Annotated in this window: 22 protein-coding genes; 17 read left to right on the forward strand and 5 right to left on the reverse strand. The window is 38.4% G+C overall.

Features of this window, described 5'->3' with window-relative positions:
• The first annotated feature begins 124 nt into the window (after window positions 1–124).
• The 4 genes from NON16_RS08425 (at window position 125) to NON16_RS08440 (ending at window position 3,134) form a co-directional block, all read left to right on the forward strand.
• The gene (locus NON16_RS08425; RefSeq protein WP_257348419.1) at window positions 125–943 is read left to right on the forward strand and encodes a sugar phosphate isomerase/epimerase family protein; all 819 of its coding nucleotides are present in this window, start codon (window positions 125–127) and stop codon (window positions 941–943) included.
• Window positions 916–2,103, forward strand: coding sequence for a DNA polymerase III subunit beta (gene dnaN / locus NON16_RS08430; RefSeq protein WP_257348420.1), 1,188 nt, complete (start codon window positions 916–918; stop codon window positions 2,101–2,103). Before NON16_RS08425 ends, dnaN begins: the two co-directional genes overlap by 28 nt.
• Window positions 2,104–2,385: 282 nt before the next feature.
• Window positions 2,386–2,808 carry a MarR family winged helix-turn-helix transcriptional regulator gene (locus NON16_RS08435; protein ID WP_257348421.1) on the forward strand — a complete coding sequence of 141 codons (423 nt, stop codon included), beginning with the start codon at window positions 2,386–2,388 and terminating at the stop codon, window positions 2,806–2,808.
• Complete coding sequence (locus tag NON16_RS08440) at window positions 2,796–3,134, forward strand: DUF3147 family protein (protein WP_257348422.1); 339 nt, start codon at window positions 2,796–2,798, stop codon at window positions 3,132–3,134. The genes NON16_RS08435 and NON16_RS08440 overlap by 13 nt, the downstream gene beginning before the upstream one ends.
• Here the strand turns inward: NON16_RS08440 and NON16_RS08445 are convergent.
• On the reverse strand, window positions 3,127–3,249 hold the full coding sequence (locus tag NON16_RS08445) for a hypothetical protein (protein WP_257348423.1): 123 nt from the start codon (window positions 3,247–3,249) through the stop codon (window positions 3,127–3,129). The two genes, NON16_RS08440 and NON16_RS08445, sit on opposite strands and share 8 nt — an antisense overlap.
• A 345-nt stretch (window positions 3,250–3,594) precedes the next feature.
• Between NON16_RS08445 and NON16_RS08450 the strand changes: the two genes are divergently transcribed.
• From NON16_RS08450 to NON16_RS08500, 11 genes are all read left to right on the forward strand, one after another.
• Window positions 3,595–4,338, forward strand: a complete 744-nt coding sequence (locus NON16_RS08450) for a polysaccharide deacetylase family protein (RefSeq protein ID WP_257348424.1) — start codon at window positions 3,595–3,597, stop codon at window positions 4,336–4,338.
• The gene (locus NON16_RS08455) at window positions 4,335–4,925 is read left to right on the forward strand and encodes a DedA family protein (protein WP_257348425.1); all 591 of its coding nucleotides are present in this window, start codon (window positions 4,335–4,337) and stop codon (window positions 4,923–4,925) included. The genes NON16_RS08450 and NON16_RS08455 overlap by 4 nt, the downstream gene beginning before the upstream one ends.
• Window positions 4,922–6,049: an MGDG synthase family glycosyltransferase gene (locus tag NON16_RS08460; RefSeq protein ID WP_257348426.1), complete on the forward strand. Its 1,128-nt coding sequence runs from the start codon at window positions 4,922–4,924 to the stop codon at window positions 6,047–6,049. Before NON16_RS08455 ends, NON16_RS08460 begins: the two co-directional genes overlap by 4 nt.
• 486 nt (window positions 6,050–6,535) lie before the next feature.
• Complete coding sequence (locus NON16_RS08465; RefSeq protein WP_257348428.1) at window positions 6,536–7,126, forward strand: glycerol-3-phosphate acyltransferase; 591 nt, start codon at window positions 6,536–6,538, stop codon at window positions 7,124–7,126.
• A gap of 13 nt (window positions 7,127–7,139) precedes the next feature.
• Complete coding sequence (locus NON16_RS08470; RefSeq protein WP_257348429.1) at window positions 7,140–8,750, forward strand: aminotransferase class V-fold PLP-dependent enzyme; 1,611 nt, start codon at window positions 7,140–7,142, stop codon at window positions 8,748–8,750.
• 4 nt (window positions 8,751–8,754) lie between these two features.
• On the forward strand, window positions 8,755–10,611 hold the full coding sequence (locus NON16_RS08475; protein WP_257348430.1) for an LTA synthase family protein: 1,857 nt from the start codon (window positions 8,755–8,757) through the stop codon (window positions 10,609–10,611).
• A gap of 287 nt (window positions 10,612–10,898) precedes the next feature.
• The gene (locus NON16_RS08480; RefSeq protein ID WP_257348431.1) at window positions 10,899–11,951 is read left to right on the forward strand and encodes an ATP synthase beta subunit C-terminal domain-containing protein; all 1,053 of its coding nucleotides are present in this window, start codon (window positions 10,899–10,901) and stop codon (window positions 11,949–11,951) included.
• 161 nt (window positions 11,952–12,112) lie between these two features.
• A complete protein-coding gene (locus tag NON16_RS08485; RefSeq protein ID WP_257348432.1) occupies window positions 12,113–12,547 on the forward strand; it encodes an NUDIX hydrolase in 435 nt (144 codons plus the stop codon).
• Window positions 12,548–12,570: 23 nt separating this feature from the next.
• A complete protein-coding gene (locus tag NON16_RS08490) occupies window positions 12,571–12,972 on the forward strand; it encodes an SRPBCC family protein (RefSeq protein WP_257348434.1) in 402 nt (133 codons plus the stop codon).
• A 53-nt stretch (window positions 12,973–13,025) separates the two neighbouring features.
• Window positions 13,026–13,400: an MmcQ/YjbR family DNA-binding protein gene (locus tag NON16_RS08495; protein ID WP_257348435.1), complete on the forward strand. Its 375-nt coding sequence runs from the start codon at window positions 13,026–13,028 to the stop codon at window positions 13,398–13,400.
• 44 nt (window positions 13,401–13,444) lie between these two features.
• Window positions 13,445–14,428, forward strand: a complete 984-nt coding sequence (locus tag NON16_RS08500) for a Gfo/Idh/MocA family protein (protein ID WP_257348550.1) — start codon at window positions 13,445–13,447, stop codon at window positions 14,426–14,428.
• Between the two features lie 404 nt (window positions 14,429–14,832).
• On the opposite strand, the gene NON16_RS08505 is transcribed toward NON16_RS08500, so the two are convergent.
• Entirely contained in the window at window positions 14,833–16,179 is a 1,347-nt protein-coding gene (locus NON16_RS08505; protein WP_257348436.1) for a GntP family permease, read from the reverse strand.
• Between the two features lie 28 nt (window positions 16,180–16,207).
• Window positions 16,208–17,347 (reverse strand): glycerate kinase, encoded by a 1,140-nt coding sequence (locus NON16_RS08510; RefSeq protein ID WP_257348438.1) that lies wholly within the window; start codon window positions 17,345–17,347, stop codon window positions 16,208–16,210.
• A 149-nt stretch (window positions 17,348–17,496) separates the two neighbouring features.
• Here NON16_RS08510 and NON16_RS08515 point away from each other — a divergent pair, with 149 nt between their 5' ends.
• A complete protein-coding gene (locus tag NON16_RS08515; protein WP_257348439.1) occupies window positions 17,497–18,597 on the forward strand; it encodes a CdaR family transcriptional regulator in 1,101 nt (366 codons plus the stop codon).
• 91 nt (window positions 18,598–18,688) lie between these two features.
• Entirely contained in the window at window positions 18,689–19,228 is a 540-nt protein-coding gene (locus NON16_RS08520; protein ID WP_257348440.1) for a DUF1572 domain-containing protein, read from the forward strand.
• Between the two features lie 109 nt (window positions 19,229–19,337).
• Here the strand turns inward: NON16_RS08520 and NON16_RS08525 are convergent, their stop codons facing one another.
• Window positions 19,338–21,293, reverse strand: a complete 1,956-nt coding sequence (locus tag NON16_RS08525) for an ABC transporter permease (RefSeq protein WP_257348441.1) — start codon at window positions 21,291–21,293, stop codon at window positions 19,338–19,340.
• Entirely contained in the window at window positions 21,280–22,047 is a 768-nt protein-coding gene (locus tag NON16_RS08530) for an ABC transporter ATP-binding protein (protein WP_257348442.1), read from the reverse strand. The genes NON16_RS08525 and NON16_RS08530 overlap by 14 nt, the downstream gene beginning before the upstream one ends.
• Window positions 22,048–22,254 lie beyond the last annotated feature (207 nt).

The raw sequence follows: 22,254 nt of genomic DNA on the forward strand, positions 1-22,254 counted from the left end.
ATTAGTGATAAAATGAAGTACTTACATACATTCAGAAACAATAGTTTTTAGGTTAATCGTAGAAAGATTCCATTATGAATTAACAGTAATTGATTAGGTGAAGAATTGGAGGGAATGGAACAACATGTCACATCGCTTAAGTCTTTCAGGTAGTACAATCATGACCAATCCAAGTCAACTCACAAAGCTGTTTAGAGACGATATGGATCACATTGAAATTGGTGAGTTTCCGAGTGAAGAATCTTTTGATGAATTTTTAAAATTAGTAAGAGAACATAAAGTGTCTTTCGGGCTGCATTCACCTTTGTATCGAAACCAAAGCAAGTATGATTTGCTGGAAAAAGTGCAGTTCGAGCCGCAGCAAGCTTGGGAGCAATTTGAAAATGAAGTCCGATATATGGCTAATTTAGGCGCAGAATACGTCCTTGTTCATTTTCCTTATTTTAAAAAGGCCTCTGTAGAAAATGTAGACATAACGATTGAACAGGGACTGCGAAGATTAAGTAAATTGCAGGATAAATACTCAATTCCAATTGTCTGTGAACCGAAACTAGGCTTGGATCGTTCTCCAGTAGGAATTCAGTATCTTCATAACTTCCCGCTCGAAATCTGGGAAACTTATAACCTAAAACTTTGTATTGATATTGGGGACTATTTGTTGGCAGTCGGGGAGAAAGCACTTGATTACATTTCGAAATGGAGAGACTTCATAAAGGTCGCCCATCTGCACAATGTTGAGTTTCATGGTGGTGAATACATCTGGGTGCCTGTTCATCCGTCACATGAAGGGGATGGGAAGCATTTCTGCATAAAAGAAATCCTTCTTTTTTTAACGAGATGTAAGGACGTTCATTTTGTTTTTGAGCATACACCTCATTCTAATCCTACCGATAAGTTCGTAGATGAAGGAATTCAATGGGTGAGAAAACATCTGCTGAATTAACGATCAAATACCGTTTCCAGAAAGGATTCGTACAAATGGATTTTAAGATAGATAAGAAATACTTCTTACAAGCTGTCTCAGAGGTCAGTAAAGTGATTCCAGGAAAGGCATTGGATCTCATTCACACAGGGCTTAAATTAGTAGTCAATTCCAATGGTGTTACACTACTCGGTGCAAACGGTGATCTCTTTCTTGAAAGGTTCATTCCTTTAACAATGGGTGAGAATGAGGTAGTGGAAGTGCGCTCTCCCGGCAGTATCGTAATACCGGCCAAACATTTTCATGAGATTATAAAAAAACTGCCCAATCCGATATCAATTAAGGTAGACCGTCAATCCGTCATTATTCAATCAGAAGAAATATCGACCACTTTACATAGTTTTCATTCAGAGGAATTTCCAATCCCGCCTGTTTTTCAACCAAACAAAAGAGTCACTATAACAAGCAATGATCTATCTGAAGCAATCAAACAGACCATATTTGCTACTTCTAAAAATGAATCAAGACCTGTATTAACAGGGATTAACCTGGTCATAGAAGAGGATAGGATGACTTGTGTGGCAACGAATTCTCACAGACTAGCAAAAACGGTAAAAAGAATCGAAGGAGATGGTCGTGGTTCATATATTATTCCTAGCTCCAGTTTAACGGAATTAGTAAAATTAATGGGCTCGTATTCAGAGGATATTGCAATCTATTCAACAGAGAATTATCTCATTTTCAAACTAAGCAGGATCACGATTTCTTCGAGATTAATTGCTGGAAATTATCCGGATGTCTCGGGATTAATCCCAACCGAATATTCAACAGTCGTTACTTTAAAAACAAAGCAGTTCTTAGAGGGAATTGATCGAGCATGCTTATTCGCAAATGATTCGAAGAACAACACCATTCACCTTAAAATCGTTGATGGTTCAAAATTAATAATCTCTTCTAACTCAACAGAAACGGGTGAAATTTCAGAAAATCAAGATCTTATCTCAATAACTGGTGAAAATAATTTGGACCTTGCCTTCGATGGAAGGTTTTTGATGGAAGCTCTGAAAACGCTGAAAAATGAAGAGGTTAAATTAAGCTTTGGGGGATTCATGAAGCCAGTCTTGGTTGAACCTGTAAGCGATTCAACGCTGTTACATCTAATCTCACCGGTGCGAAAATAGCTGAGTGTAACGGTTGTTTGTCTTTCCATAAAGAAAACTTGGCAAAGCCAAGCCTTTGGCGCCGGCTGAGCTTTAGTTGCGCTTATACTATAGAAAGTATTTTTATACTTTCTTAACGTGTAAAAAATAAGAAACCACCCTTAAGCTATTTGCTAGCTTTTTGGGTGGTTTTGCACCTTTAACAGCCTTCATCCTTTAGGGGAATTTAAGGTTGATTTATATCTCATATATAGATATAATCTTTATGTAGGATATATTTCCATGTAGAAAGGTTGGTTAGGTATGACCGAATTTTCCTCTGATGAATTAAATACATTTTGGTCTGATATTTATTTTCACCTGCGTTATTCGTATGACGGAAAGATTACTCACCAGGCTATTCGAATTTTACAATTGATAGACAGGGAGAAAGAAATAACGGTAAAAGATGTTGCTAATCATTTATCAATATCTCATAATACCGCCTCTGCACATATAAAAAGATTAATTGCAAAGAAGCTAGTAACGAAAATAAGAGATCTAGAAGACGAGCGGCGGGTTTTGATTGAGCTAACCTTTGAAGGGGCACAGGTACTTAAAGTAAACACTACTCTAGATAAACAAAAACTAGAAGTGGTTTTAGAAAGCTTAAATGAAGATGAGACGGCAACTGTCAAGTCAGCTTTTAAACTATTAAGCGAGAGGTCAAAGAGATGTTTACCTTAATAAAGGTTGTTGTTTCAGCCCTTTTGATCGGATTCATTACGTGGCTTGCAAGGCTATTCCCGACTTACGGGGGGTACATAGCAGCGTTGCCTTTAGTAAGTCTGCTTAGTTTAGTCTGGTTATATGTGCAGGGTGAAACGCATAATGAACTGAGTCAATTCATTACATCCGTATTGTTAGGGTTTCCTGCAACTGCACTAATGCTATTTATTGTTTTACAGCTGATAAAAAGTTCTACACCGATCTTTGTGTGCTTACTAGTGGGGATTGCAGGTTGGGCTGTTTGGCTAGGGATACAAACTTTTGTCTTAAACAAATTCATCTAACAGGTTTTCCGAGGTTGACAAGTGTATCGTCTTTCAGTTTATTATCTAACATTTTAAAGAAAGAAACTCCAGGTCGACCTTCTGTTAAACTATCGCCAATCAGTCCTATTTTCATCGCGATCTCCCCAATTCAATTTCGTTTTTATTACTTATATCGAATTTTATTAATTAATTAACAATTGAATGGTAAAATACATAATGTTGTCACTTCTTCACTCTCTATTTCACGTTAAGAAAGTATAAAAGTTTGCGGCATGGATGTAATGTCCAGCTTCAGCGCCCAACCACTTGGATCACTTCAGGCCTCCTGCGGCGGCAACAGCCTCCTCGTCGGTCTTCCAGTGACCTTCGTGGCTAAGCAGGGCGCTTGCGCTTTTCTTATCTAATCGAAAAAATACTTAAGATATGGTATGGTGGAGTTTATTTGAACCGAGCTATATTACAGATTAAGGAGAAACTTATGGAGATCTTGTTTTGGGTATTATCAATCGCAGTAACGCTTTTGCTGATGTACGGTCTTGTTCCGACAGTCATCTTTCGAATCTTTTCTATAGGGATGACGAAAAGGGGACACCATCACAAAACACTCGCATTAACATTTGATGATGGACCAAACAGAACCTATACACCGCAGCTATTAGATCTTTTACAACAATATCATATTAAAGCGACATTTTTCATTGTAGGAGAGTGTGCGAACAGGTATCCTGAAATTGTGAAAAGGATGCATCGAGAAGGGCATTCCATTGGGATTCATCACGTCAAACATACAAGCAATTGGTACATGACTCCGTTTGCTGCTAAACGAGAAATAAATAAATGTGCGAGCATTATAGAAAAATTAACGGGTGATAAACCGCGTTATTACCGACCACCATGGGGACGGTTTAACCTATTTACCCTGTTCACTGCGCGACCTTATCAGATTGTCCTCTGGTCTGGTATTTTTAAAGATTGGAAAAATGAACCTGACTCAACTGCATTATTAGAAAGACTGAGAAGGGAACTTCATGGTGGGGGAATCTTTTTGCTTCATGATAATGGTGCCACAAAAGGAGCCGATCCAGAGGCACCTGCTAACATGATTCAAGCCTTATCAACATTCTTACCGGAAATCGTAAGTCAAAGCTATCAATGTCTCCGTTTGGAGGATCACTTGTCTGAGTTTGAATCAATCCACGAACCGGAGAAGAGGTCAATATGAATATAAATGATGTAATACAGGCAATAGAAACATATGGATATTGGATCATTCTTGTGACACTGTTTTGTGGGGTTGTCGGTATTCCAGCTCCTGAAGAAACCTTTATGGTATTGGTTGGTATGCTTATTGCTAATCATCATCTCTCAATGGAGTTGAGTGCAGGTAGTGCTTTTATAGGAACGATAACAGGGATGATCGGCGCATATTGGATAGGTAGAAGCATCGGTATTCCTTTTGTAAACAAATACGGGCGCTTTATTAAAGTGACACCTGAACGATGGAGTGAAATGAGTGAGAAGTTTAATCGGCATGGAAAATTGATCCTTTTATTTGGATTGTTTGTTCCAGGTTTAAGGCAGCTTGCGCCATATATTGCAGGGACTTGCAAGTACCCAAGGTATCTCTATTTGGTGCTTACGATTATCGGAAGCTTTTTATGGACAATGTTCTATATTGCAGCAGGGTATTTTGTTGGTGAAACACTGCCGTTACAATACCTACCATGGCTTGGTGTAGCTGCGTTAGTTCTATTTGCAGGAACCATTTTTATAAAAAAGTTCAGTTGGAAAGGAGGGAGCCGTGCATGAAAAAAATACTATTTCTGCCTTTGTTTCAAATGCCATCGGGACACCATCAGGTTGCAGATGCACTCATTGATTCCATTCAAAAATCGAACGAATCGATTACATGTAAGAAGATTGATTTCCTGAGTTATTGGAACCAGCCTCTTGAAAAGACGATAGCATCTTTTTATTTAAAATGGATAAGCTCTCTCCCGAAAACATACAATTGGGTTTATCGTCGCTTCATGTATGAACCGAAAAAAAATAATATACGGGCGATTGATTACGTTCAACTCTTAGGTTTTGAAACGAAAATGTTGGAATTGATTCAGAAAGAACGCCCAGATGTGATTGCTTGTACCCATAGCTTTCCATCCGCACTTATTAGTCGATTAAAACGAAACCATTCCATTTCTGTGCCTGTTGTAAACATCTATACTGATTTTTTCGTGAACGGAATCTGGGGTCAGTCGGAAATTGACCTTCATTTAGTAAATGATCAAACAATGAAAAAGGAATTAATCAATCGAGGGGTTCAAGGAGATAGGATTGCGATAACTGGAATCCCGACTAACGATCAAATTCTTTCCGATACGGTTGCACAAAAGTCAGCTCGTAAACATATTCTTGTGGCAGGAGGAAGCTCTGGGGTTGGGAGTATACTAGAATACTTGAAAGGTGTTCGTAAAGTCTCAAACTACTCCTACACGGTCCTATGTGGTAACAATCAAAAGTTGTTTAAGGAAGTTTCTTCATGGAAAGTGGATCACATTCAACCAAAGGCTTATATTGATTGTCGTTCTGAGATGAATGAGCTATATGAAAGAGCGGATGCAATTTTAACGAAACCAGGTGGTATAACGGTTAGTGAGGCCTTGAAGAAGAGAATGTTTATATTTGTACATTCAGCATTGCCCGGTCAGGAACAACTGAATCTCAAAGAATTAATCACGAGACAAATTATTACGCCAGTGCTGGATGATCGATTTGAGGATCAGATTGCCTCTGTATTGGAAAATAGTTGGAAACAAAAGCAAATTCGGCATAGGATCGATGAATTTCTTTCGTCTAAAGAAAGCTGTCCAATAAACGAAATTATTAATCTCTTATATGAAAATAACAAAATGTTATCTACACAACCAAGCTAAATGATAAGCGAAATATTTTAAATGGAGGATGACTTGAAATTACGGGTCATCCTTTTTCTATTGTACGTTAAGAAAGTATAAAAATCCTTTTTACATCTACTACATCATATAATTCCTCTTTTTCAGTACATTTTCTTACCCTTTTAATGCATTATAGTATAACAATTGTAAAATATTTCGTTAAAAATGGTAAACTATTCATATGAAATGGTCTTATGTAAATAGTACATGTTAACTCGATTGTGGGAAGTGCAGAAACAAAGAGCCGACAAAACTTTCTAATTTTAATCCCGACCAATATGAAGACAAGAAATGTATGCATTGATACCAAATTCTAAATTAGCAGTTTTTGATCAAAGCAACCATTATCCATTTAAGCGAAACTGCAACTTTCAACTAAATTCTACTAATGATCGACTAATTGGTAAAAGTTTGATAAAGTAACAGAGCGAAAAAGTACATGCTGTAAAATGAAGGGGGATCTAATTGGTTCCTATTATACTTGTTTTTTGGCTTGTTGTTGGTTATCTTCTAGGCTGCGTAAATGGTGGCTATTATTTAGTACGCTATAAAAGGAAACAAGATATCCGTCGGTTTGGAAGCGGGAATGCAGGGGCTACGAATACGGGCCGATTACTTGGACGAACGGGTTTTGCTGCTACGCTTGTCATAGACCTAGTAAAAGGGCTTGTAGTTGTTTGGATCCCTCTATACTTTGAGTGGGGAGAGGTCATTGTTGTTCTATCAGGTCTGGCTGTAGTTGCAGGTCATATTTGGCCTATCCAACTCCAATTTCGTGGCGGAAAGGGAATCGCCGTTTTCCTTGGGGTACTACTGCTATTCGATGTTCGGACAGTTGGGATTATCTTACTCGTATTCTTGCTGTTATACTTATTTTATAGAAGGTTTACAATTACAGGATTAACTGCGCTGAGTCTTTCACCATTTGTTATGTTTTTCCTTGGTGGCATTGGGATCTTTACAATGATTGGAACAGCAATCATGACAGGTATCGTGATTTATGCACATAGAACAAATATTCGTGACGAAATAAACAGGGTTATTTTACCGAAATAGAGGAGTGACATATATGAATACAACCTCATCCCTGACCTTTAAAATTGCTTCAGAGCCGTGGGAGTTTGAGCAGATCCATCAACTAAACTATCAAACTTTTGTAGATGAAATCCCACAACATGAATCGAATAATACAGGACAGCTGATTGACAAATTTAATGATGAAAATACATATATAATTTGCTTGAATGAGGAAAGGCTCGTCGGGATGATGGCCGTGCGTTCCAAACGACCTTTTTCACTAGATAAAAAATTAACAAACCTAGAGGATTACTTACCAAAAAACCGTTCCATTTGTGAAATCCGTTTACTTGCCGTAGATAAAACGTACCGCAACGGCCGTGTGTTCTTTAATATGTCGAGAAGACTCATAGAATTCTGTAATGAAAATGGATTTGATCTCGCAATTATTTCGGGAACCGTTCGAGAACAAAAGCTTTATACACATCTCGGGTTTGTTCCGTTTGGACCGCTTGTCGGGGAGGAGGGCGCCCTTTTCCAGCCTATGTTCTTAACGCGAGAAGCCTTCGAGAAAAAGGGAAAGCTGTTTTGGAAAATTGAAGCAAGAGCACAAAAGAAGATACCAAATGAAAACTTCTTACCTGGGCCTGTCAAACTTCGGAAAGAAGTTATTAATACGTTCCAAGAAGAACCAGTTTCACATAGGGCAAAACCATTTATAGAAGAGTTCGAGCAAACGAAAAAGCAGCTACTCAGAATTGCGAATGCAAAATCTGTTGAAATCCTTCTCGGGACAGGAACGCTCGGAAATGATGTTGTCGCTGGTCAATTATCGCGGTTAAATGAACGCGGCTTAATTTTGGTAAACGGTGAATTCGGACAACGTCTCGTTGATCATGCCTCACGTTTTGGTCTTCATTTTGAAATTGTAGAACAAGAGTGGGGACAGTCCTTCGGGAAGGAAGAACTCGAGGACGTATGTTGGAATAACCCTGACATCAAGTGGATCTGGTCGGTGCATTGTGAAACATCTACTGGAGTCCTTAATGACTTAGAAATGCTGAAAGAGATAAGTAGAAAAGCTGACATCAAGCTCTGTATGGATTGTTGTAGTTCGCTGGGCAGCGTCCCTGTTGACCTTGACGGTGTTTATCTTGCTTCATCAGGAAGTGGGAAAGCACTTGGGTCCTATGCCGGTTTAGCGTTTGTTTTTTATAATCATGAAGTGAAAGCCGATTCTTTCCTTCCGAGGTACATTGATCTTGGATTTTATCGCCAAAAGGGAGGCGTACCTTTCACTCACTCATCTAATCTTGTGTTTGCTCTACAAACAGCATTGACACACTTTGAACGGGAAACTGTTTTTCAGCAGCAGGAAGAGCTTGCTAAGTGGTTGCAGCAGGAGCTCACAGAACGTGGATTTCAGCTTGTCGGTACGTCCCCAGGGATTGTGACCATTGCATTACCTGTAACCGCTTCTTCCACAGAAGTCGGTGAAAAGCTAGACAATAAGGGATATCAGCTTAGTTATCGAAGTGAGTACTTAATCGAGAGGAACTGGATCCAAATTGCTTTGATGGGACACAACAGTAAAGAAAAGATAATTACACTACTCGAGGTTTTGTGTGACGTTGCCTTATTGTCTGTAGAACGGAGGTTGTGACGGTATGATTTCTTCAATTCGCTCTACACAATCCCTATTCTGGACAGCGGTTGTTTTATTATGGATTAAGACCTATATTATTTATAAATTTTATCTGCACCTTTCAGGAGTTACCTTGCTAGAGGAAGTTATGATGTTCGTGAATCCGCTTGCCTCAGTCATTCTTCTGCTTGGATGGGCATTCTTTTTTACGAACAAAATGCGGAGCGGTTACATTATTGCTTTGAGCGTTCTGGCAACTGGAATATTATACGCAGACTTGTTGTATTACCGGTTTTATATTGATTTTGTAACGATTCCTGTACTGCTGCAACTTGATAATGTCGGAGGCCTCGGTCCAAGTACCGTCGAGTTGATGAGTCCGGCAGATGCATTGCTGTTTATTGATTTGATCGCGCTTTTCTGGATTGCAAAAGGAAATCGTCTAAAGCCAACCGTATTTAGCATTAAAAAGAAGCTATCCATTGTCGCAGTTGCCCTTCTCTTGCTTGTAGCAACAATTGGAACGGCAAAAGTCGTGCAGCCACATTTAATGGCTGGTCTTTATAATCGTGAAAAACTTGTATCCTTTATTGGCACGTTTAACTATCATCTTTATGATCTATTTGAGCAAGTCAAATCGACAACAAAAAATGCATTTGCGGACGGGGATCAAGTTGATGAAATCCGTAAATATGTTGATGAACAAAGCGTCGAGCCTGATCCAGAGCTTTTCGGTGCAGCTAAGGGGAAAAATTTAATTGTTGTTATGCTTGAATCAACGCAAAACTTTGTCATTAATCGAGAAATTAACGGGGAAGAAGTAACCCCGTTTCTAAATAGTTTGATCGACAATAGCTATTATTTTAATGAGTTTTATCATCAGACGGCTCAGGGGAAAACCTCGGATGCAGAATTTATGATTGATAATTCACTATACCCCCTTGCTAGCGGTTCCGTATTTGTTCGTAAACCGGAAAATGAATATACGGCACTGCCTGAAATTTTGGGTGAACATGGCTACAAATCCTATGTTTTTCACGGGAATGACAAAACGTTTTGGAATCGAAATATCATGTACGATTCACTAGGTTATGACAAATTTTTCTCAAAAGAATTTTACAATGTTACACAGGAGAACTCGGTAAATTACGGAATTAAAGACATACCATTCTTTAATCAATCCGCAGCTAAGTTTGAACAGCTGGATCAACCGTTTTATGCAAAGTTCATCACACTAACAAATCACTTTCCATTTTTGTTGAATGAAGACGTAATGATTTCTCCACCTAACACAGACGAAGATGTTGTAAACGGCTATTTTAAGACTGTGCGATACCTGGATGAATCTGTGAAACGCCTTTTCCAACTGTTAAAAGATAAAGGGTTATATGAAGATTCGGTTATCGTATTGATGGGTGATCACTATGGGATTTCACAAAATTATTATGATGATGGTCTTTCGCAAGTACTTGGTCATCCGATCACACCACCTGAACACATTAAACTTCAACGGGTACCATTGTTTATTCATGTGCCAGGTGAGCAAGGGAAGACGGTTGAAACTGTTTCAGGACAAGTGGACCTTCGTCCGACACTCTTGCACTTGCTTGGTATCAAGACAGATGACTATATCCACCTCGGACAGGATATGCTTGCTAAAAAAGAAAATTTTACAGTGCTCAGACATGGTAGCTTTATAACCGAAAACTATATTTACACAGATGATCGCTGTTTTGACAAAGAAAGTGGGGAGCTTGTAAGCCGTGGTAATTGTAATGAATACTTTGGAAAGCGAAATCAAGAACTCCATTATTCAGACATGGTTATCTATGAAGATCTTCTACGCTTTTATGAAAAGGATGCGTCGGGAAAGCAATGAAAAGAAGTTGAATAATTAGCCGTATCAATACGGTGGGTAATAAAATAGATATTTTAGTGGCTAAGGTAATGCTCTAAGGAGTGTTACCTTTTTAACGGTTTTCTTTACGAGGTTAATAATCGAAACAACTTTCTTTTGTGATAAAAATCAGACACCGATTAGACGGCATTTATTTGAAAAAGAAAGAAACAACCTTATGACGAAAGAATAATTACGTTAAAAGGTAAAAAATATTGCATTGTGGAGTAATATATTTTACTATGTAAAGTAAGAAGGAGGGTAAGAAGATGGAAAACACTGAAAGTATCCGATTAAATGTCGCCCTTTTACGTAGACGGGTTCCAAACTTAACAAGTGCAGCTCGATCTGTAGGTTTACGCCCAGCAACTGTTTCAAATCTATGCAATGGGAAAATTTCAGTAGGACGTGCAGAAGTTCGTACGTTGGTTGCCCTTGCGACACTCGCTCAATGTAGTTTGGATGAACTAATCATTAGAGGGGAGAAGATGGAACTGATCGAAACGAAGATTAAGACATTGGATCTGTTTGCACCGCTGGTAAAAGGGGGAACTGTCGGTTTAGTTGCTCGTCCGGGTATGGGTCAGCTTGTAATCCTCTCAGAGCTTTTCCATAGTTTGAAAAAGGACGGCTACAGTACGCATCTACTCATGCCGGAAGGTGAACATCCAGAAGTGAAGGATATTCTGGACTATGTGGATACTGTGACAAATTCAATTGATGAGGCGTATGAGAAAATGGCCGCAGCTGATAAAACGAAAGATATTATCTTTGCTGCCGATCGAGCTCATGTCATTACAGGAGAAATTCACAAGTTGCAGGAAAGACTCCAGGATATTGGTATTGAAAATGTGACAACGCTTCTTGTCGATTTAAAAGGGGAAGCAGTGGATGAAGAGCTACCATACGGGCCTCTTGAAACACTCTGGCAGTTCGATATCGATCTCGCAGCAAGACAAAAATATCCTGCAGTAAATCCAATCTACTCAACTTCCTCCTTGCTTGAAGGAACACATGTTGATCAAAATCATTTTAACATTCAACAACGTGCACAAAAGTTGCTTCGGCGTTACCGTGAATTACGCTCTTTCGTAACCGTAAAAGGAATCGATGGTATACCGAGTTCAGAGGTTCAGACGTATAAACGTGGAGAGCTACTTGAAGCATATTTAACACAGCCATTTTATGTAGCGGAAGAATTCACTAGTACAAAAGGGGAATCGGTTAGGCTTCAAGATACCTTAAATGATGTATTGAAAATTTTAGACGGGTCAATGGATTCGAAAGAAGTGGATCAACTAAGCTACATTGGAAAATTTTAAGTGCGTTGTACAAGATAAAAGACGTAGGCATTACTTCGAATTAGAGGTAGTGCCTTTTTATCAAGTGAGGTAGTGTTTTCTTTTTAAACCGTATTGAAAGGATTCATAATGTTAAACTAGAATTAACAGAAGTAACGGGAATTTAGATAAGGAGGTAAAAAATGAAGAGAGTAGACGTGGTGAGTTCAATACTCATTGATGGGAAAAATAAAAAAATCGTGCTCGTTCAAAATAAAAAAGGGGATACTTCATACTGGAGTTATCCTGGTGGCGCTGTTGAAGAGGGAGAAACGCTAGAGCAAGCGGTCATCCGTGAAACAAAAGAAGAAGCAGGGTTGGATATTGAAGTGACTGGCGGGTTGCAGTCCATTCGGGAGAAGTTCTTTCCTGGTAAAGGACATCATGTAGTGTTTTTCACCTTTTATGCAAAAATAATCGGGGGTGAGCTAGCCCCTGCTGACCCAGATGGTGAGATTGTCGATGTTCAATGGTTTGATTATGAGGAAGCACGCAAATTGCTCGCTTACATACCGGACAAAACGAAGCTTAAATTTGGTGAGGAAAATCCGTCTGTGCCTTATATTTTAGAGGACTAGATAGAAGGAAGTGAGTTATACCCATGTTCCACTCCACAACACTATCAATCACTATTAACAAAAATCCGCATGAAACCTATGAGTACATCCGTAACCCTGAAAACTTACCTAGTTGGTTAACCTCTTTTACAAAGTCCGTAAAAAAAGTAAATGATCAATGGGTGTTAGAAACACTAGATGGTCCGATGAATATTCGATTTGTTGATAAAAATGAATTTGGGGTTTTGGATCATTACGTGACACCGACACCCGAGCAATCGATACTGAATCCAATGCGCGTGATTCCTAATGACACTGGTTGCGAAGTCTTGTTTACACTATTTCAGCTATTGGAAATAACAGATGAACAGTTTGCCGCAGATAAGAAAATGGTTGAACAGGATTTGCAAACGTTAAAGACAATTTTAGAAAAAACGAACCTGTGAGAGGATACTTTTGCATCACCATAAACTATGAACCAAGGTAAGGAGGTACTACAATGGAACATGATAAACGGATCCAATCTGAAAAAGGTCAACAATTGTTAAAAAGAGTAAGACAAATTTGCGTTCAATATCCGGAGATTGAAGAGAAGGTCGATTCCTTTGGACACACTTCTTTTCGGGTAAAAGACAAGCCGTTTGTAATGTTGGGCGAAAACAACAATGATCCTTCTATTGCGATCAAGACCCTGAAAACGACACAAGAAATACTCCTTCAACAAGAAGGTTACAAGAAAACGCCATACATCGGACAGCACGGTTGGACAACGTTTGATACCGACTCACTAAATTGGGACGAAATCGAAGACTATATTTTAGAGGGCTATTTAAGAACCGCTCCAAAAGGCCTTGTAAAACAAATGAAAAAATAAAAAGGAAATAGTAAATGAGAAGAAAGAAAGGCAGTGTATTGACGATGAAATTAGGTACAGTAGGAACGAGTCGGATTACAAATTCATTTATTAATGCAGCAGGACAAAGTGAAAAATTAGAGTTGAGTGCCGTCTATTCACGATCGATTGAAAATGCAAGTCAAATCGCCAATACATATAACGCACCTCATACGTTTGATGATTTAGAACAAATGGCAAAAAGCGAGCACATTGATATCGTTTATATAGCTTCACCAAATTCTCTTCATTATCAACAAGCCAAATTGTTTTTAAAGCATAACAAGCATGTAATTTGTGAAAAACCAATCTTTTCGAATACAGCAGAATGGGACGATACCTATCAACTTGCCAAAGAAAATAGAGTGTTTTTATTTGAAGCGATGCGCAATATTCATTCACCAAATTCGAAAATTCTCAAACAGCAAATAACCAAGGCAGGAAAATTACGTAGTGCAATCCTACACTATATCCAATACTCCTCACGTTATAATTTATATTTAAAAGGGGAAGAACCAAATATCTTTTCATCTGTTTTTTCTGGCGGGGCTCTTGTAGATCTAGGTGTTTATCCTATTAGTCTGGCTGTTACCTTATTCGGTGAACCCGATAACATTTCCTACCATCCGATTATGTTACGAAGTGGAGTTGATGGAGGCGGGACACTAATTTTAGAATACAATGGTTTTGTTTGTACGGTTCTTTGTTCTAAAATATCTCATTCACACATCCCATCAGAAATTCATGGTGAAGAGGGTTCATTTATACTTGACCACGTTGCCCCTATTAATAAGCTTCAATTTGTCGATAGTCATACAAAAGAGAGTGAAAACCTTGAAATTCCCCAGTATGAAAACGATATAATCTATGAGATTGAAGAGTTCACAAGGATTATTGAAACAAATAACTTTAAAGAGTATGAGGAATTAATGAAGATAAGTCGAATCGTTCTGAAGATAACAGAAACCGCTCGAAAACAAAATAATATAGTGTTTGAAGTAGAAAAATGAAAATAGTATTTCCTGAAATAATAGGAGATGAATGAGAAATAAAAGAGGTTAAATTATAAATAACTCGAGCAAAAGAACTAAAAAGGATTGCTGAGAAAACAGAATAGGTTCTTCAAACGGTAAGATAAAATGTGAGAACCCACGAATATCAGAGTGCTGACCAATGTAGAGGTCTTTGCTCGTGCCGTGCGCCAGACAGTTTCGTTTCATATCAGTGCAACTAAGTCGATCACCTGCTCAAGGCTTGGCGCTAGCAAAAAAAATTCTTTATGTGAATAAGGATTGAGTGCAACAGCAAAAGTTTCAAATTGCATTTTGAGCATAGAAGATGTTCAACAGCAACTTGAACATCTTCTACCATTTTTCTTTCTTGGTTAACTGTAGCACTTGCTCCATATGGATTATTAAACGAGGATTATCCACAAAATCATCGTTGTGATAATTGTGATGATCCCTTGCAATAAAGTAGCCATTGTCTGGGCTTTGTAGGCATCTGTCACTTTCATTCCGGTGAATTCTGTAACTACCCAGAAAAAGCTGTCATTTACATGGCTAACCGTCATCGCCCCTGCTCCAACCGCCATGACCACTAAGGCCAGAGGAACTGCTCCTTCAATTCCGATTGTCGGAAGCATAGGCGCAATCAGCGATGAGGTGATCACCAAGGATGCTGTTGAAGAACCTTGAGCTGTCTTTAAAGCGGCGGCAATAAGGAAAGGAATCAACAGGAATAACGAGCCGCTCAAAATATTTCCAATATCCCAGCTTTGAATGATTTCTGCAATGCCTGTATTTTTGATAACTGTACCAAACGCACCACCAGCTCCTGTAATTAACAGTATAGGAGCGGCGTCTAACAATGCTTCACCAATCCATTTAGTTAACGTTTCTTCATCGTATCTAGGCAGTAACGTAAGTGCGGCAATGACACCTGCCAATAACGCAATTACAGGTTTCCCTAAGAAAATAAAAAAATCCGCAATACTTCCCTCTATTCCCAGAGCAGTTAGGACTGAACCGATTCCAATTAAAACAATTGGTAAGATAATGGGTAAGAAAGCTTGGAAAGCAGATGGCATTTTACCGAATGAGCGAACGATTTCATCATAATCATAATCCATCTCGTTTCCATCATCTTCAACTTTAATTTTGCTGGCAACCTTTGTCGCCCAAAAGTAGCCGACAACTACGGCAGGAATCGCCACAATTAATCCGATTAAGATAATGGTACCCAAGAACCCCTCTGCACCGATATTCCCTGCAGCGGCAATTGGACCTGGAGTCGGTGGTACTAGCGTATGAGTGGCATAAAGACCAGTTGCAAGCGCAACAGACATCGATGCAACAGCTACTTTTGCCCGCTTGGCCAAAGCTTTTCTTAAACTAGATAAAATGACGAAACTAGAATCACAAAAAACGGGAATGGAAACAATATAGCCGATCAAACTCATCGCAAGTTGTGGTCTTTTGGGACCGACAACACGAAGGACGACCTCTGCCATACGCAACGCAGCCCCAGTCTTTTCCAATATTGTCCCGATGATGGTACCGAAAATGATGACAAGACCGATACTCGTCATCAATCCTCCAAATCCACTGTTAATATTTTCTACGATTTTATCTAATGGCATACCTGAAGCAAATCCGACGAATAATGTTCCTAACAAAAGTGAAAGGAATGGATGTAGCTTAAATTTCGTTGTTGCAATTACAATCAATAAAACCCCAATGACTAAAACAAAAAATAACATGTATTTCCCTCCTGAATTTCCCTATTTTCTACTTTTGAAAAGATGCTAAATAAGTGCGCATGACTTGCTCGGCTGCGGATTCCAAGAATTCAGCCCCTCTTTCTATCGCTTCTTGAAGCGTTATGGGGGCGCTTACAATGCTGTGGACACTTGTAATCCCGTGTTGATATAACTCCTCAATCCCTTTTCCAATCGAACCGGAAAGGACAAATACAGGAATCCCTTGCTTCTTCGCTTCCTCGGCAACTCCCATTGGCGTTTTTCCAGAGGCCGTTTGAAAATCAATTTGACCTTCCCCTGTGAATACGCACCCTGTATCGCGTAATTTTTCTTTCAGTTTTGTGTATTCAACGATGATGTCAATCCCTCTTTTTGTTCTAGCAGGGAAGAAGGCTTGGAATGCCCCGCCAATTCCGCCTGCCGCACCAGCACCTGGCTTGTCATGTAAACGAATTCCTTTTTTACTTTCAACCAAATCGGCCCAAGCAGATAATTGAATATCGAGAAATTCTACCATGACATTTGTTGCTCCTTTTTGCGGACCAAACACATATGAAGCACCATTCGGTCCTATTAAAGGATTTTGCACATCGGATGCAATCAAAAATTCACACGTCGCTATTCTAGGATCAAAATCCTGCTCATCAATTTCAACAATACTCGCAAGTTTAGCACCACCGTAACCGACTGAATTGTCGTCTGAATCCAGTAACTTCATCCCCAAAGCTTGGAGCATTCCGATTCCGCCATCATTGGTAGCGCTTCCACCGATAGCAAGAATAAATTTTCGATAGCCATCGTCCATTGCTTTTTTTATTAATTCCCCAGTTCCGTAAGTGGTGGCGAACAGTGGATTTCGTTCCTCTGGCTCGATCAGTATTAGACCGGAAGCACTGGCCATTTCGATAACACAGGTTTCTTGATCGCCTAGAATTCCATAGGCAGCCTGAACACTATCTAACATTGGCCCCATCACCGTCACTTCTACCTTTCGACCATTTGTTGCGGCTACTAAACTATCCATTGTACCTTCTCCGCCATCTGCAACTGGCACTAAAACTGTCTCTGCTTTCGGCAATGCCTTTTTAATTCCTCGCTCCATCGCCAACGAAGCTTCTAATGCTGTCAAACTTCCTTTAAAAGAATCTGGTGCAATCACAATCTTCATGTAGCCTCCACCTTTATTTACTATTGTTTAATTTATTATAATCTTCTGTTATTTATTATTCATCGTATATCATGAACAAAAAATAGCATGACTCTTTCGAATTTTTTATCTATACTATACAAAAAGGCAATTTTTTTAGGATGATCTATATGTTAACGCAGGAAATCGCATCAGAAATTGTAAAACAAACGACAATCAGGCTTAATAGAAATATCAATATTATGAATAAAAAAGGAACCATCATAGCCTCGGGCGACCCAAACCGAATTAATCAAGTACATTTTGGGGCAGTGGAGGTTTTTCGGACCGGAAAGGCTTTGATCATTAATGAACATGGTCCTCATCAATGGGAAGGTGCACTTCCAGGAATCAATCTTCCCATCGAGTTTCAACAGTTAATTATTGGTGTAATCGGGATTACCGGAAACCCAAAAGAGATTATGGAGTTTGGCGAATTAGTAAAAATGATCACCGAAATGATGATTCAGCAGTCCTTCATGACAGAACAACTTGAGTGGAAGCAGCGGTTAAAAGAACTTGTTTTTGAAGATTTGTTAGAGGATTCATTCAATCAAGAATTGGTTCAACAAAGACTCAATTTAATCGGAACTAAATTAGAACCTCCCTATCAAGTAGCGGTCCTCCAAATTGGAACGAATCAGTTGAAAAGAAGTGATTATATTCAAATATTCGAGGATATTTTTGATAAGACGCATACACTGATTGGGTTTTTTCACGCTAACCGACTATTCATCCTTACTTCAAAACTTCCTGAAACACGGGTAAAACAAAAATTGCTGACGGTTATACAACAATTGAAATCAAGAGGCATCATCTCCCCAAGAATTGGAATCGGATTGGTCGTAGAGACCGAACCTCATATTCATCATTCGTTTGACCAATCATTATCCGCATTAACATTAGGTAACAGTGTACAAGATTTAATTACATATACAGAAGTTGAAACTAAAGCGCTTATAGATGGACTTGATGAACAGACAAAGCAACAATTTATCGAAAGGATTTTAGGCGATTTATCGGATAAATTGATAGATACGTTAGAACATTTCTTTGCAAGCAACCTTAACCTAGGAAAATGTGCAAAAAGAATGTACCTTCATCGAAATTCCCTTATTTACAGAATCAAAAAAATCAAAGAGCACACGGGCTATGATCCACAGCAATTAAACGACGTTATTACCTTACAACTTGCTGTTTGGATCAATCAGATGTATAAGAAACGAGTATAGCGTTAATACGCCAACATTTATCATGAAGGATTTTGTATAGAAACTGTTTAAAAGCTGGTCTTAATGATGAAATCCAGATAAGGGGGAGACTATGAATTTTGAAAATGAGTATTTGAAAGTTGTACAAGAAAGGTGTAAGAGTATAAAAAGCCTTGGGGATAAGACAGTGAGTCAATTATCAGAAGACAATATTCATTGGACTTTAAACGACGGGTCGAATAGTGTTGCAGTTATCGTAAAACATTTAAGTGGGAATATGGTGTCCAGATGGTCTGATTTTTTAATATCAGATGGGGAAAAACCTTTTAGGAACCGGGAACAAGAATTTGAAGATAATATATCATCTAAACAAGAATTGATTAATATATGGGAAAAAGGTTGGGCTGTTTTTTTTGAAGCATTAAGTGATTTAGGAGAGCAAGATTTATTAAAAAAAGTATATATTCGTGGTGAAAGTCATACAGCACTTGATGCGATAGAAAGACAGGTAGCTCATTATGCTTATCATATTGGACAAATCGTTTATATCGGGAAGCAATTAAAAGGTGAGTATTGGGAAAGCCTTAGTATTCCAAAAGGAAAATCGGAAGAATACCTTCAACAAATGCTAAGACGACATCAGTCAAAATAAATTAAATTGGCTGTATGTCTAAAGAAAACTTGGCGCTAGCCAAGTTTTCTTTAGATGGTTATAGGTGAGAAAGTATGAAACTTTGTTGTATAGATTAAGGGCGCTTCCCTTACCTATTCACGATTTTATTGTAGGAGTTCACTGCGAACATGTAATAAATAAGATAGATAATTATATAAGCCGACATGGAAATAAGTATGGGTAAAGTTATATTGACCCCTATCAAATTCGATAATAAATTCGTGCATATTTCGATTATCACAATACAATGCATAATTCCTACAGCTAAAGGTAATGCGAAAACAAAGAATAATTGTTTGACGATTGATGAGCGTATTTCCTTTTTACTTACGCCTATTTTACGAAGAATCTCATAACGCCCCTTATCCGAATTGGCTTCCGTAAGCTGTTTAAAGTAAATCATACTACCAGTAGCAGCTAAGAACACAAGTCCCAGAAATCCAAATGTAAATAGAAATAATCCTGTTCCTTCTAATCCTTCCTTATATCCCGTATAGAACGTGCTCAGTTGATTCTCTTCTGTCGCTAGCTTGTTTAGTTTTCCCGAGGTTTCTTTTGTATCTTTCTGATCAGCTACATCATAGGCTTTGAAGATTATTGGAGTCAATTGATTTTCGATGTCAGTATACATGGAATCACTGACCACCACATAAACATCAGGATAACTCCAACTCATTATCCTATCATCTAACATCTCCACGAATTCCAACTTGCGGGTATCTTTAGGTAATTTTATCGAAATGGAATATCCCTTATAATCAGAAAAAGTCTCATCTGTATATAGAGGTTGTATAACTGCCGCTTCTTTCCGAGAAAGCTGTACAGTTTCATCTCTCTCTAGTTCTTTAACTACCTTATTATACGTACTTTCAGAAACGAGTTTAACAGGTTTCTCATTAGCAAACTCTTTTGTTATGTGTGCCAGATAATTTGGAACAGTAGTATCTGAACTGTCCAATCCTACTTTAATGACTGGGATACTCATTTGCGTTATGACTGGATGTTCTTTATCCGCTGTAATAATGCTTTCTACTTTTTCATCAATCGCCTTCCCTGTTGAAAGATGCGTGTAGCTAAATGGAGTAGCCTGGTTTGCATGTATTGAGTTGCTGTAATATTGGCTGAAAATGATGCTGATAGCACTTAATGTTATTGCACTGAGTAAAGCAATAATCGAAAATGTGCGGGCATTTCCTTTTATCCGGTACATTAAATGCGATGTACCGATTAGATTCATTCCACGGTAATACCGAGTTTTGTTTTTTTGTGCCATCTTTAACATGAATACGGTAACAGATCGGAATAACAGATAAGTTCCGATGACAATTCCGACTAAAATGGAAGAAAGAAGTGTGAAGAAATACTGATTTGTAAGTTCTGCAGGAAACGGCTTTAAAGCAAGCCAGTAACTGATTGCTAAAAAAACAATTGCCAGGCCGGCTGTAATGATCGAAGCTTTAGGAGCTTCCTCGCCTTCCTTTTCAGCTCGAAATAGTTCAATTAATTGGAACCGATAAATCAACCGATAGCCTTGAATCGAAGTAAATAAGATCAGAATAGCAAATACAATACTTGTATTAATGATTGCCTCAAGCGAAATGGTGAAATCTACTTCAACCTCTGAACCTAACAGTTTTATTAACATCATCGAAAATAATTTAGAAAGCAATGTTCCAAGAAAGATCCCTGTTATAAGGACAACTGCTCCCATAATTAAATTTTCGTAAAAGAGCATTTGACCAATTTTCTTTTTCCGTACACCGAGTAAGGAATATAGTCCAATTTCTTTCTTGCGCCTCTTCATGAAAAAGGAATTCGAATACAAAATAAATACGGCAACGAATAGGATTAAGACAACAGATGCTACCATAAATGTGGTTTGCATACTTTTAGACAATTCGATACTTCTTTGGATTTCCTTACTATACTGTAAAGAAACAAAGGTGAAATAAATGACGACACTTAATAGCATGGAAAGGAAATAGATTACATAGTTTTGAAAATTTCCTTTGATATTTTTCCTAGCGATACTAAATAACGTCATTCGTACCGCCCCCTAAAACAGCAAGGACATCTAACACCTTATTAAAGAACTCTTTTCGGGATACATTACCCTTTACTAATTCTGTGAAAATCTTGCCATCTTTTATAAATAGAACCCGTTTGCAGTAGCTTGCTGCAAATGCATCATGCGTTACCATTAAAACGGTCGCTTTCCTTTGTTCATTTAAGCCTTTCAAACTCTCCAATAAGTCCGTTGCAGATTTAGAATCTAAAGCCCCAGTCGGTTCATCAGCTAATAGCAAGCTTGGATTCGATATGATAGCACGGGATGCTGCTGTACGTTGTTTTTGTCCTCCTGATATTTGGTAGGGGTATTTTTCTAAAATAGGTCGGATTCCAAACGTATCGGCAATTTCATTCACTCTTTGTTCTAGTTCCTTTATGTTCACTTTTGCTAGAGCAAGCGGCAGGATGATATTTTCCTTAACCGTCAATGTATCTAACAGATTATAATCTTGAAAAAGGAATCCGAGGTTATCACGGCGAAAACGTGATAATCGTTCTTCGTTCATATTTAAAATACTTATGCCATCTATGACGATATCACCTGATGTGGGCTGATCAATTGTTGCCAAAACATTGAGTAACGTAGATTTACCAGCACCAGAAGGCCCCATAATTCCAACAAATTCGCCTTCAACTATAGTCAAATCAATCTCATCCAGGGCTGTAAACATATTCCCTTTTGCACCGTAGACCTTCTTAATTCTTTTTGCTTCTACAACTGTTTTCATTTATATATTCCTCCGAGTATTTGATAACTGCTTATAGATCTATCCTACGGTGCATTGGATTAGGTAACCATCGAATCAACTTACAACTGCACATTGTAACCTTACATTTTTGTCACTCATAATGAAAACCTTTGTATAAAAGAATATACTTAAAGGACTTGAATCACGAGTGTTGTAACAAAATTTAATCGTATCTTTAGCACATTT

Source organism: Pseudalkalibacillus decolorationis, from assembly GCF_024609785.1.
GTDB classification, from domain to species: Bacteria; Bacillota; Bacilli; order Bacillales; family Fictibacillaceae; genus Pseudalkalibacillus; species Pseudalkalibacillus decolorationis.